The 12548-nt window shown below is 55.5% G+C and carries 10 protein-coding genes and 1 pseudogene; 8 read left to right on the plus strand and 3 right to left on the minus strand.

The annotated features are described in order from the left end of the window. Positions 1 to 112 precede the first annotated feature (112 nt). Complete coding sequence (locus MRX98_RS13255; protein WP_246909560.1) at positions 113 to 1159, minus strand: hypothetical protein; 1047 nt, start codon at positions 1157 to 1159, stop codon at positions 113 to 115. 755 nt (positions 1160 to 1914) lie between these two features. Here MRX98_RS13255 and trpD point away from each other — a divergent pair. The 4 genes from trpD to MRX98_RS13275 are packed head-to-tail and all read left to right on the plus strand — an operon-like array spanning position 1915 to position 5612. Then, complete coding sequence (gene trpD / locus MRX98_RS13260; RefSeq protein WP_246909562.1) at positions 1915 to 3270, plus strand: anthranilate phosphoribosyltransferase; 1356 nt, start codon at positions 1915 to 1917, stop codon at positions 3268 to 3270. 4 nt (positions 3271 to 3274) lie between these two features. Then, complete coding sequence (locus MRX98_RS13265; protein ID WP_246909570.1) at positions 3275 to 3991, plus strand: indole-3-glycerol-phosphate synthase; 717 nt, start codon at positions 3275 to 3277, stop codon at positions 3989 to 3991. Next, entirely contained in the window at positions 3988 to 4671 is a 684-nt protein-coding gene (locus MRX98_RS13270) for a phosphoribosylanthranilate isomerase (RefSeq protein ID WP_246909572.1), read from the plus strand. The genes MRX98_RS13265 and MRX98_RS13270 overlap by 4 nt, the downstream gene beginning before the upstream one ends. Beyond that, positions 4665 to 5612, plus strand: coding sequence for an extracellular catalytic domain type 1 short-chain-length polyhydroxyalkanoate depolymerase (locus tag MRX98_RS13275; protein WP_246909578.1), 948 nt, complete (start codon positions 4665 to 4667; stop codon positions 5610 to 5612). The genes MRX98_RS13270 and MRX98_RS13275 overlap by 7 nt, the downstream gene beginning before the upstream one ends. A gap of 266 nt (positions 5613 to 5878) precedes the next feature. On the opposite strand, the gene MRX98_RS13280 is transcribed toward MRX98_RS13275, so the two are convergent. After that, entirely contained in the window at positions 5879 to 6847 is a 969-nt protein-coding gene (locus tag MRX98_RS13280; RefSeq protein ID WP_246909580.1) for a hypothetical protein, read from the minus strand. Between the two features lie 626 nt (positions 6848 to 7473). Between MRX98_RS13280 and MRX98_RS13285 the strand changes: the two genes are divergently transcribed. Next, complete coding sequence (locus MRX98_RS13285; RefSeq protein WP_246909581.1) at positions 7474 to 7962, plus strand: DUF456 domain-containing protein; 489 nt, start codon at positions 7474 to 7476, stop codon at positions 7960 to 7962. 138 nt (positions 7963 to 8100) lie between these two features. Here the strand turns inward: MRX98_RS13285 and MRX98_RS13290 are convergent, their stop codons facing one another. Then, a complete protein-coding gene (locus tag MRX98_RS13290; RefSeq protein WP_246909583.1) occupies positions 8101 to 8898 on the minus strand; it encodes an alpha/beta fold hydrolase in 798 nt (265 codons plus the stop codon). Between the two features lie 350 nt (positions 8899 to 9248). On the opposite strand from MRX98_RS13290, the gene MRX98_RS13295 reads away from it, so the two are divergent. The 3 genes and pseudogenes from MRX98_RS13295 to MRX98_RS13300 all read left to right on the plus strand — a co-directional run bounded on the left by MRX98_RS13295 (position 9249) and on the right by MRX98_RS13300 (position 12504). Then, entirely contained in the window at positions 9249 to 11570 is a 2322-nt protein-coding gene (locus tag MRX98_RS13295) for a PAS domain S-box protein (protein WP_246909585.1), read from the plus strand. 70 nt (positions 11571 to 11640) lie between these two features. Next, a pseudogene (locus MRX98_RS22260) lies at positions 11641 to 11706 on the plus strand (4Fe-4S binding protein); the annotation flags it as partial. Positions 11707 to 11820: 114 nt separating this feature from the next. Beyond that, on the plus strand, positions 11821 to 12504 hold the full coding sequence (locus MRX98_RS13300; protein WP_246909587.1) for a nitroreductase family protein: 684 nt from the start codon (positions 11821 to 11823) through the stop codon (positions 12502 to 12504). Positions 12505 to 12548 lie beyond the last annotated feature (44 nt).

Genomic DNA, 12548 nt, shown 5'->3' on the forward strand with positions numbered 1-12548 from the left:
AAACCGGCCGGCAGCCGCCGCTTGAGTTCGAGCCAAAGGGGAGAATGGATTTGTCCAGCTTCGATTCACGGAAGGGAGGAGGGCGGAAGCCCTCCTCCTGCCAATGAATGGATCAGTCGCTGAAGCCAGCCCAGTTGATGTAAAGGGTTTGATCAGGAGCGCCCTGATTAAAGCCGTTGGAATAAAGTTCAAGCGCTAACACTCCGGTATCGGATGGATACAGCGCCATATTGGCGGTGCCTGCTTGCCCGACACCATCCGGTGCGCCTACGGCGCCGCAACCATCCTCGCGTAAAAAGCCCCAAAAATCTATTCCGTTACCGGAAACAGGCACAGAATCGACAAACTCAAAATCAGCAAGGTTTCCTCCTGGAGGGCTCCCGGAGATTTCAAACAATTCCCGGTTTGCGACGATAACACCGTAGATAGAGTCGGGGTCGATGCTATGGTCACCCAGCATGAAGGTGCCCTCATCCCCATCGGGATCAAAACTGACGCTCAAGAAAAAGCATCCGAATCTAATCTGATCCGAATCTTCGGATAAAGTTAATGAGGCGTCGGGATCAACGTCTCGTCCTCCGAAGCGAAAAAACAAAGTTGTTGAACCGTTGGTGGGAGTTCTGGACACGCGTAGGAGAAAGTTGCCCAGAATGTTGAAAGTGTTGGTGTCGCCATTATCCGATTCCATTACATCCAAATTCAAGGTCATTTGTGTGATCAGAGATTCCGATCCCTCAACATCATCGTTATAGATGGCCTCGGTAAAACCGAAGTCACCGGTGACCGGATCGTTTGAGATGATGCAATTCTCGAGGTCCAAGAACACGTTGCCTTGATCCCTTAAATCGGACCACGTGAGGGTGGCTGTTCCGCCGAGTCCTTGACAAAGAGCATCATCGAGCGATGCGCTTCCGTCATCAAAATCGCCGTCCGTCTCAATTGTGTCGATTATTAGCGCGATGACTCGGCTCAACTCCGGAAATAGCATGAGCAGGTCAAGACCGATAAGTGCGGCATCCTCCATGTTGTCCTCAGTGAATTGAAGACCGACGATGTTGGTAGACGGCCCTTCGTTCACGACATCATCACTGCCCCCGCCGCCGCAACCAACAAACAAGACCAAGATTCCTAACAGGCTGAAAAAAATTACTTTTTTCATGCTCGCTCTCCTTTCGTGAGGGTTTTTTTGCAACCACCTTTTGTGATTGCGGAGAAGGTTTGAAGAATGGATAAGCGAGATGGAAAGTTCAGGCAGGCGGATGATCGATTGAGGCAGCAGGGGTTGTGAAGGCGCAGAAAGAAGCCGACGCAGCTACTATGGTGCCGAACAATAAGAGGCAACGAAAAGGTGTGTGTTTCCACTCGCATCAGGCCATCTCAGGTAAACTCTGAAAGCAGGTGGAGCATTGTTTAGTTTAACGGAGCGAGGATCCAAACCAAATTGGCACTTTGAAAGGCAGGCTGTGAGCTCACCGGCGAGGCGTCTCGTCTGGAAAGCTCCTTATAGTTGAATCTAGCACAGAAAAATCGTCGTTTCCATTTTTTTTTTCATCCAAAAGAGGCACGTCCTTTATATTGACACATTTACAAATCCTTATGCAAGGGATCGGCACTCTGTCGATGGTCCACGGGAACAACGGCAACCAACACGGCAATCGTGCCCAGGATCAGCCAGGGTTTCATGCGAAGCGCTTCTATTTATCGGGACCAAAAAGGAAATGGCCGCGCACTGATGGTACGTGACCAAGTGATAAGGGCATTCCGGTCACCCCCTGCATCCATCCGTTTTTCGGCTTTTCTTCCAACCGTATTTAAGCTACGTATTCAATACAACAAAGGATCCGCCCGCGCTTGGCAACATGGGCGAAGCGTGGCGGCACAATGGATCACCCACCCGGACGGAGGATACCCGGCATGATCACCGCACTTGTGCTGTTTAAAGTGGAAAGGGGCAAAATACCGCGCCTGGCGAACCAGCTCGGGGCCATCGAGGAGGTCGTGGAGGTGCTCTCCATCACCGGAGAACATGACCTCATGGCCAAAATTCAAGTGCGCGATTACGAGATGCTTTCCGACATCGTGACGGAAAAGATGCAGGGCATCGACGGCGTACTGGAAACGCGCACCATGATGGCCTTCAAAACCTACAAATTCCATGAACTTGCCGCCGGTGCGCCCGAGGTGGAGCTCGCGCCGCCCCCGGACCCGCAAAGCGCCGCGGCCTTGGAAACCGGTCGGCGTGCCGTCAAGCCAGTCCTGGCGAGGCTCACCGAGAATTTCGATCTGGAAAAAAGCGAGATCGACGGCATCATCGAAGCGATTCATGCCGGGGAGCTCAATGACGTCCAGATCGCGGGCTTTCTGGTCGGCCTGCTGTGCAAAGGCCCCAGCATCAAGGAGGTGGCCTATATCGCCCAGGCCATGCGCAATCACTGTGTCCCCATCCACGTCTCGGTCAATTCGGAGTTGACCGACACCTGCGGCACCGGCGGCGGCATGACCACCTTCAACGTGAGCACCGCCAACGCCATTTTGACCGCCGCGGCCGGCGTGCCGGTGGCCAAGCACGGCAGCCGTTCGATCTCCTCTCCGTCGGGCAGCGCGGATGTCCTCGAAGCCTTGGGCGTGAACATCGACGGCTCACCGCGGCAGGCGGCCCGACTGATTGAAGAGATCGGCATCAGCTTCATCTACGCGCCCAATTTTCATCCGGTCATGCTCAAGGTGTTCGGCCCCGAAAGCCAGCTCGGCATCAAGACCATCTTCTTCACCGTGATCGGACCGCTGATCAACCCCCTGCGCGCCCGCAACCACACCATCGGCGTCTACAAGCCCGAACTGGTCAACATGATGGCCGACGTGGTGGCCGAGATGGACTTCAACCATGTCATCGTGGCACACGGCATGGACGGTCTGGACGAAATCTCCTTGATCGGCAAAACCGCCATCGCCGAAGTGCGGCAGAAGCAGATCAAATACTACACCGTCACCCCTGAAGACTTCGGTCTCAAGCGCTGCACCCTGGCCGATATCGCCGGCGGCACACCCGATTTCAACGCCAAGGTGATTCGCGACATCTACACGGGTGCCGACCGCGGTCCGCGGCGCGATTTCCTGGTGCTCAACAATGCCGCCACCCTGTATGTCAGCGGCAAAGCCGCCGCTATTCGAGAGGCCATCGACCTGTCCAATTCCCTGCTGGACTCCGGCGCCGCGCTGCACAAACTGGAGCAGCTCGTGGAAAAGTCCCACACCATCGGAGCGGATTAGCGCCATGTCCCAAATCGCCAAGCCGACCTTATCCGAATCGATTCGGCAACGCCGGCGGGAAGGATATTTCCCCGTAATTTCCGAAGTCAAGGTGCGTTCTGACAAGGAAGGTGAATTGCTGCGAGGGCGCGACCCCGTGGCTTTGGCCTGCGAGATGGCACGCAATCCGGTGGCCGGTATCAGCGTGGTCACCGAGCCGACCCATTTCGGTGGCAGTCTGGACCTGCTGCGCGCGGTGGCCGCGGCCGTGCCGCTGCCCGTGCTGCACAAGGATTTCATCACCACCGAAGAGCAGATCGAAACTTCGGCCGCCTGCGGCGCGGCCGCCATTTTGCTGATCACCGCCATGCTCGATCCCGCGCGCCTGGCCCGGCTGATCGAAGTGGCGCGCGCTTGCGGTCTGGAGTCGCTGGTGGAAGCGCACAGCCTGGCCGAAATCCAACAGATCACCCATCTGCCCTTCGATCTGATGGGCATCAACAACCGCGACATCACCCTTTTCGAAACCGACGACAACGATGTCGGCAATACCGAAAGGCTGGCCGGCCACTGTCGGGGCGGGCGCATCCTGATCAGCGAGAGTGCCATCCGCGGCGCCGAGGATGTGCGACGCGCAGGGCATTGCGGCGCCGATGCCGTCCTGGTGGGCACGGCCGTGCTGCAAGCAGCGGACACCGGCGCCTTTCTGAAGCAACTGACTTCGGTGGGATGGCTGGTATGACCCGCGTCAAGATCTGCGGCATCCACCGCGAAGCGGACCTTCATTTGAGTGTTGCCTGCGGCGCGGACGCGCTGGGATTCGTGGTGGAATATCCCATGGACGTGCCCTGGAACCTGGACCGCGCAGCCGCCGAAACCTTGATGTACGCCACGCCGCCCTTCGTGTCGCGGGTGATCGTGGTCGGCGACGATCCGGCCCTCGTAATCGCGCTGACCAAGCGACTCAGGCCCCATGCCGTTCAGCTGCACGGCAACGAACCCATCGCCGTGACGGCCGAAATGGTCACCGCGATCCACGGGCTCGGCGTGCAAGTGTTGAAGCCCCTGCGCTTTTCCGTCGAGACCGGCCGCTGCCACGCCGAAAGTGCCGACCCTTTCGAAGCCGCGCGCCAAATCGAGCAGGCCGGTGTCGATGCCCTGATCCTCGATTCGGTGAGCGACACCCGCCCCGCCGGCACCGGCCAAAGCGTCGACTGGGCGGTCGCCCGCCAAATCCGCGTCCGCGTCCGCCTGCCGCTCATCCTGGCCGGCGGCCTGCATGCCGGCAACGTCGGGCAGGCCGTGGCCGCCGTGCGCCCCTATGGCGTGGATGTGATCAGCGGGGTGGAAAACAGTGTCGGCGGCAAGGATCCGGCCAAGGTGAAAGCGTTCATCCAGGCCGTCACACAGTCTCGGTGTTAAAGCGCCGCGAGCCGTATCGCCGCTGCCGGGGAGAACCACCTGTTCGCCCGCTGCATCGTTATCGATCAACGTGTGACGATTCAACAGCGCATGGATTTTGTAACGGGAGGATTTCAGCGTTCCTACCGCGCATATACATTCCTTCAGGATATGACGGCTTAACCCGCCTGCCGCTGGTTGTCGTTATTCACGGAGCTTTCACTACGGCGAAAGGCGTGGAAAAATTTTCCGGATTCAGTCACCTCGCCGATCGGGAAAATTTTATCGTCCTCTATCCAGAGGGTATTGGGATCTTAGGCTATTTGCAGCATTGGAATGCAGGGCACTGTTGTGGAAAAGCCGCTAACGACAAGATTGACGATGTCGGGTATCTCGCCGATGCGATAGGGGATATCTGCAGTCGTCTATCGATTGATCGAGACCGTATCTATATGGCGGGTTTTTCAAACGGTGGCATGATGGCCTTTCGATTTGCAGCGGAACACACTGAAATGCTCGCTGCAGCTGCCCCGATCGCCGCCAGTATCGGTGGCCGTCCAAATATGGACGCACCGCAATGGCGAATCCCAGCGCCCCAAAAACAGCTGCCCATACTCATTATGCATGGCTTGAATGACAACCACGTACCCTTTGCGGGTGGTGTCTCGACGCACCGCAAGGGCGAACGAACCTATCTTTCCGTTGAAGCGTCGGTTCAATTTTGGCTTGACGCCAATGGTTGCCAGGGCGCGCCAGTCGTTTCAAACGCCAACCACGGTGCGGTTGAGATAAATACCTGGGATACCTGTGCTGGTTCATCAATGACGGTTTTGTGCAAGATCAGCGGCTGGGGACATCAATGGCCGGGGCCCTATTTCACTGTCAAACTATCTGAAGAGGATCCCCTTTACAATTTTGATGCTGCAGAAATGATTTGGTCATTCTTTAAGCAGTTTCCATGAATGGAAGCACCAACCGCATTTCAACAGGTCATCGCCCAAATCGACCGCTAAGTAAACTCGGCCACTCGGCCTTTATCCTAATCAACGGCTACGAGAACCCTAAGCGGTCATCGGAAAAGCACCATTGGTCCTGCAAGGGCCGCGGTATCGGTGTTCCCAAAGGAAAGGTACGCCAGCTTCCGTAAGCCTTCAGCATCGGCAGCAACGGTCGCCTACCGTGAAATCACGATACGCCTTCACTCGCGATACGTTGGTCACCGCTGGTGTCAACCTCTGCCCCGCCGCAATCCCAAATAACCTGCCACGATCTCCCGCGATGTCGGCGTGGATGCCCGCCGAACCAGTGGATAGAGGCGCCGGCAATCATCCAGGGACAGTTGATCGGTGACGCTGCCAACCTCCAGTTCGTCGCGGGTGTGGGGGTAGGTGTCCGCATCGGCGGCAATTTCTTCCTTGAGGATTAGTTTGTTGTATATCAGTGCCCGGGCCGCGAAAAGGTCTTCGTTATCGAAGCGGTCCCGAGGATGAAACCGATAGTAGAGGGTCAGCAGGTCCCCGGGCCCGAACAGATGGCGATGGTAGCCCAGTCTGCGCACCACAGCGGTCATGAGAAAATGCACCTGTAAGGGGAAACCGGCCGGCAGCCGCCGCTTGAGTTCGAGCCAAAGGGGATAATGGATTTGTCCAGCTTCGATGTAGACCTTGCCCGAATTCTGAACGAGGGCCACCATCGCCTCGGCCCGCATTTGATCTCGCAGGGCGAATCGCTGGGCATCGGCCTTGGCAAAGCGTTTGACAGCATCGAGCGTGGCATCGAAGTCGTCACGGCCGGATGCGCGGTAAAAGTCGATCAGGGCCTTGGTAGCCAAGTGTTCGGCCCGGTAAACGCGGTACATTTCGGTACCCGCCGGCAGATCCTGGGGGCCCTCTCCGTTGGCGAAACGATCGTGAATGGACAGGAGTACCTCGATGAAAGGTTCTATCTGAACCAACCGGGAACCGGCCCGATGGCGTTCGCGCAGGACCCGCGCCATCTTGTGGCTGAATTCCGGATATTCCAAGTCCTGGTCTTCGAGATAGGTGTCAATGGAAATCTTTCCGTCGAGCATGGGATCGAAGCACTTTTCGGGCGGCTCTTCCAGAAGGATCGTATCGTGGACGGCCATCAGCTGCCGGGCCAGCGGAATGATCTCTGGGCGGTGATTGGCCAGAACGAGAGTCGCGGAAACGGTCATGGCGTCCTGCTCTTGGGATTCTTTGCCGTAAGATAGCGCCAATATCGGCGCGGCGGATTGCAAGGTGACACTGTCGCCGGAAATGATCTATGGGTTTTAAGCGGGTGCCATGGCAATCTCCGCTGTTCGTTTTGCATGTCCATGGGTGATGAATTATAATGTAAGGCATGCCAGGGCAAACTGAGTGGTTTCACCGCCATCGGTTGTTGATGGATGGGTTTTCCAGCCACTATGGTCATCCTAACCGTGTTCTGCGGCGAGCGTAAAGAAAAATGATGGGACGGCCGCGGGACCCCGGGACGCCCTTTAAATTTCTACATTTACAAATCCCTTCGTGGATCATTGAGGAAAATTGGTAGAACGCTGGTGTGGGAGTAGGTGTGAACAACCGGGGCCGCAAACGGGACATTCTATACCCCTTATGTCAACCAAAATTTCTTTTGTGGCGGCTACCGCAGGGGCTGTCAGGTCATGAAATCCCGCTCATCCATTAACTGGGGCAGCGATACCGGGCCGTTGGTTTATATACCGTAGACGGGAAGGGGGGTAGGAAATGATCATTTTACACGCATGCGGACATTTTAGTTGGATGGCTTAAATGACGTCTCGCTTAGGATGGAAATGATATGGAAGCATTCACGGTCGTTCTCTGGATGCTTGCCATTGTGCTTGTGGCCTTGGGTGTGGTCGGACTTGTGCTGCCGGTGATTCCCGGCCCGATGATGATCCTGGCCGGATTGGTCATGGCCGCCTGGGCCGAGGGCTTCGTTTATGTCGGTGGCGTTACCATCGCGGTCCTGGTCCTGTTGGCCCTGCTGGCCACCGGTGTTGATGTTCTGGCGGGTGTGCTGGGCGCGCAGCGGTTCGGCGCCAGCAGAACGGCCATGATCGGCGCGGCGGCCGGGGGTGTTGTGGGCATGTTCTTTGGCATCCCCGGAATTATCCTCGGTCCCTTTATTGGCGCAGTCGCGGGCGAACTTTCCCAGCGAAAGGGCCTGCGCGCCTCCGGCCTATCGGGCATCGGGGCGTGGGTGGGCTTGGTGGCCGGGGCAGTGGCCAAGGTGGCCGGCGGGTTCGCCATGATCGGGATTTTTTTGATGGTGCGGCTCTTGTGATGGCGACGTTTGCTTCCCGGAATCCGCTTCCAGGAATACTTGTCATAAAAATAGGAACACCTTGAATTTCTTGAAAAAAAAGGGATTGAGATGGGCCGTCGGCCTGAACTTTTCGGTGGTGGGTTGGTACGCTCCGCCTTATCGTACCATTAGAAAAGCAACAATGGCCTGATTGCATAGCTGCGACTGTTCAACAAGGATCTGATGCCCGCCGCCGGGAACTAAACGCAAATCCGCATTCGGTATGCGGTCTGCCAGAATGCCTGCGTTTGCAGGTGGGATCAGCGCATCCTGCTCGCCGGCCAGCACCAGTGCAGGTGCTTTGATTCGCTCCAGTCGATCGTAAGTGTCGTGACCGGCAACAGCTTCCAACTGCCGCTGCAATATCCCCGGCCCTGCCGGGTGCTGCATGGAAACGTTCGCAAATGTTTGCACTACCTGCGGTCTTTTTTCAATGGTTTCGGAGGCGAAGAAGGCATCGATCGCATCGGCCCTGGCCTCCAAAGTCCCCTCGGCGACCATTCCTTGAAGCTTTCGGCGGACGCTGTCATCCGCCACCACCTGGTGCTTACCCCCACAGTGCGTCACAACCAGGATCAGGCCGCGAACCCGCTGTGGATAGGCAATGGCCATCTCTTGGGCGATCATGCCGCCCATGGAAACCCCGAGTATATGGGCCTGCTTGATCCCCAGGGCATCCATCAGACCGATGGTGTCTTCGGCCATATCTTTAATGGTGAATGCACCGCCCGGATCACTGGAGCGGGCAATGCCCCGGTTGTCGAAGGTGATAACCCGAAAATGCCCGGACAGATCCGGCAGTTGCGGATACCAGTGGTCCGCATTGCTGCCCAGGCCGCGGATCAGGATCAGGGCATCGCCATGTCCGTGGGATTCGTAATACATTTGGAGATTGCCGTGTGTGATTTCGGGCATTGCCTGCCTCCTTTTTTAGATGTAGAATCCATCATTTGAAATCAGATTTCAAGGGAAGCTTGGCGTTGACCTTGAGACCATAGGGCGTCGCCGTAAAAAGGGGCGCCACAGCAGGTTGATGGATGCCGACCCCGGTTTCTTGACGATTCGGGCACATGCCAGTATGGTGACCCGATTATGGTCAACACGCGATACAGTGGACCAGTTGAATCCAGATCTCGGGACGCCAAGCGTATTTTTTTCTTGCCTGCCCATAGTGACGCTCCTGACGTTATTCCAGAATTCGGGACTCAAAGATTGGCACCTCCTGGACAGATGATCTTGAACCAGGATAGCATGGAGCATGAACGATGACCTCCAAGCATAAAAGACCGGGGCAAATCACGGATAATGATTTGTTTTTGAAAGCCATAACTGACGCATCACCTGTGGGGATGGTTGCTTTCGACGGTGACGGCAATGTCGTTTTTGCCAATGCTTTGGCTGAGAGACTCTTCGGCAACTCGGTGGATACGCAAGGCGTGCAGAGATGGGGTGATTGGATTGCCTGTGCACACCGCCATGCCGACCCCGGAGGCTGCGGCCACACGGAAAACTGTCCAGCCAGCCCTCTTTCTCGGGCCATTCGAAACGCCGTTGCGCAGGCGCCTGATGCGGCAGTAATTGAAGGCGATGCATTATTAGATCGCGAAGCAGAACAGCCTTCCCTTCGGGTGCGGTTCAAGGTCAACGGGACCTTGATAAATGGAAAAAACGCTGCGGTCATGACGATAGAAGACATCACTGATCGCAAAAAAGCCGCGGATATGGCGCTACAAAGCGATAAAAGGTATCGCGACATTTTTGATAACGCACCCATAGGGATTTTTCAGACCACCTCCGAGGGCCGCTTTCTTTCCGTCAATCCGGAATACGCCCGTATTGCCGGATATTCGAGCCCATCGGAGATGATCGAGCAGATTACCGACATTGCCGCTCAACTTTACGTTCGACCGGAGGAGCGCATCCGCTATAAGGAATTGCTGAAAAGAAAGAGGCGTTTGATCAACTTCGAGATTGAATTGAAACGCCGCGACGGATCGACCTTCTGGGCCTCATTTAATACAAAGGCGCTGCAAAATCCGGACGGCACCTTTGTCTACGACGGGTTCCTTGTGGATATATCCGATCGTGTCCGGGCCGAACAGGCATTGCGCAATTCCGAATCGCTGCAACGCAAAATGGTGGCCAACATCGGGGATGTCATTGTGATCATCGATCAGGAAGGGATAAACCGTTACAAAAGCCCGAATATCGAGAGGTTGTTCGGCTGGCGGCCGGAGGAGGTTTTGGGCCGCGACGCATTGGACAACGTGCACCCCGAGGATAAGCAATTCGCACAGCAATTTCTCGATTCGCTCGTGGTCGTGCCCAATGCGACCGGTTCTGCGCAATGCCGTTATCGATGCAAGGACGGCAGCTACAAATGGATCGAATTTACCGGCATCAATTTACTGCACGATCCGGTCATTCAGGGTATCTTGGGCAACTATCATGACATCACCGACAGGAAGCAGGCGGATGATGAACTGCGCAAGCAGAACGATTTTATTCAGGCAATCCTGGACAACCTGCCCATCGGACTCGCCGTCAATTCTATTGAAAACGGAACGGCCACATACATCAATGATGCATTTGAGCAGATATACGGATGGCCGAAAGAGGAGCTGAAGGATATTGAATCGTTTTTTGAAAAGATTTATCCCGATCCTAAATACCGGGCAGAAATTCGGACTCGGGTCTTTAATGATATGGCGTCCGGCGATCCTGAGCGGATGCAATGGGAAAATGTTCGTGTAACCGCAAAAGACGGTACCGACCGAATTGTCATTGCCAAAAACATCCCGCTTGTCGAACAGAATGTAATGATATCGACTGTTCAGGACATAACACGGCAAAAGCTTGCCGAGCAGGCCCTCGGAAAGGAACGAGAACGACTCGCATACATCATCGAAGGCACCAACGTTGGTACTTGGGAGTGGAATCTTCAAACAGGAGAGACCGTTTTCAATGAACGCTGGGCTCAGATCATCGGTTACACACTGGAAGAACTGTCACCGGTTTCCATAGAAACATGGATTCGTTTTTCACACCCTGAAGATCTTCAACAAAGTGAAGCCCTGCTGGCCAAACATTTTTCCGGTGAACGCGAATACTATGAATGTGAGTGCCGAATGCGGCACAGAGACGGATCATGGGTGTGGGTTCTGGACCGGGGCAAAGTCTCCCAATGGAATACCGACGGGCAGCCGCTCATGATGTCGGGCACCCACCAGAATATCACCAACCGCAAAAGGGCCGAGGCTGCCTTGCGGGAAAGCGAGGAGCGTTTTCAAAAGGCATTCATCGCCAGCCCGGCGCCCCTGGTTATCGCTGAAATCGATACCGGACGTTTTATTGACGTCAACGACCGCTGGGTCCGGATGATTGGATATGACAGGCAAGAGCAAATCGGCCGTACATCCACGGAACTTGGTATTTGGATGAATCCCGACGACCGTGACCTGTTCGTCCGCAAATTGGATGTGTATGGCCGTTTTAAAAATGAACCCGTCGAGTTCCGAATTCCGATGAGGATGCAAATTTGCAAGTCACCTTGCAAAGAAAAAGTGTCCCAGAACCTTACCAGGTAAGGAGTCACCCGGATTGTCGAGATCTATTTGAAGTGGATATCACACTGTTTTTGATTGAAGGAGAGAACAAATGAGCTGGGTTTCTATCGATGAGGGCAAATGCAACGGTTGCGGTATCTGCGCAATTCGCTGTCCACGCTGTTTTTCCGTTTCTGAGGATAAGATCTCGGTTCAGGCCGATGAAAACTGTTGCATCATCTGTGGTCATTGCGTGTCCTTGTGCCCTGCCGACGCCATCACCCACAGCCTGATGGATGCGGAAAATTTTGAACCTGTCGGCGTGCCGGTCCAGTATGAGCCGGACGATTTCATGCGGTTTATTCGCCAGCGTCGCAGCCATCGTCATTTTAAAAGCAAGGCGGTTCCCAAAAAGATTATCCAGCAACTGATCGAAGCGGCCCGTTACGCACCCACCGGCAGCAATGTCCAAAGCGTTGAAATTATCGTTGTCGAAGACGCCCATCGCAAGAGGATCCTCTCGGATTTGAGCGTCGACTTTTTTGCCGAGGCCGGCGCCAAGGCTGCTGAACAGCTCAGGACCATGCCGGTCGAATCCCGGACACCGGCTCGGCTGCAGCTTGAGAAGATGGTGCGCTACCGGAACAACATGTTGCAGGCCAAATCGGTTGGGTATGATCCGATTTTTCATCAAGCGCCGGTGGTGTTAATGTTTCATTCCCCCCTTGAAACCACCACCCCTAAAGACAACTGTGTCATCGCCTCGACGACAGTCGGGCTCTTTGCACGCACCCTGGGCCTGGAATCCACCTATATCGGGTTGCTGGAGATCGCCGCCCGATCCTATCCTCCTTTGGCCGAAGCCATAGGACTGCCCACAGGGCATCAAGTGCAAAGCGTACTGATTACCGGCTACCCGAAGCTTAAATTCCTGCGCCACGTAGACCGCAATCCCATCAAAGTCAGATGGGATTGAAACTTGCCGGCAGCGACAACATTCGTGAGGAAATCGAATCCTCA

The organism is Desulfatitalea alkaliphila, assembly GCF_022968795.1.
Lineage (GTDB): Bacteria > Desulfobacterota > Desulfobacteria > Desulfobacterales > Desulfosarcinaceae > Desulfatitalea > Desulfatitalea alkaliphila.

Excerpts from the sequence above, each read along its gene's own strand:
- MRX98_RS13255 (WP_246909560.1), bottom strand. The coding sequence starts at position 1,159 with ATGAAAAAAGTAATTTTTTTCAGCCTGTTAGGAATCTTGGTCTTGTTT.
- trpD (WP_246909562.1), top strand. The coding sequence starts at position 1,915 with ATGATCACCGCACTTGTGCTGTTTAAAGTGGAAAGGGGCAAAATACCG.
- MRX98_RS13265 (WP_246909570.1), top strand. The coding sequence starts at position 3,275 with ATGTCCCAAATCGCCAAGCCGACCTTATCCGAATCGATTCGGCAACGC.
- MRX98_RS13270 (WP_246909572.1), top strand. The coding sequence starts at position 3,988 with ATGACCCGCGTCAAGATCTGCGGCATCCACCGCGAAGCGGACCTTCAT.
- MRX98_RS13280 (WP_246909580.1), bottom strand. The coding sequence starts at position 6,847 with ATGACCGTTTCCGCGACTCTCGTTCTGGCCAATCACCGCCCAGAGATC.
- MRX98_RS13285 (WP_246909581.1), top strand. The coding sequence starts at position 7,474 with ATGGAAGCATTCACGGTCGTTCTCTGGATGCTTGCCATTGTGCTTGTG.
- MRX98_RS13290 (WP_246909583.1), bottom strand. The coding sequence starts at position 8,898 with ATGCCCGAAATCACACACGGCAATCTCCAAATGTATTACGAATCCCAC.
- MRX98_RS13295 (WP_246909585.1), top strand. The coding sequence starts at position 9,249 with ATGACCTCCAAGCATAAAAGACCGGGGCAAATCACGGATAATGATTTG.
- MRX98_RS13300 (WP_246909587.1), top strand. The coding sequence starts at position 11,821 with ATGGATGCGGAAAATTTTGAACCTGTCGGCGTGCCGGTCCAGTATGAG.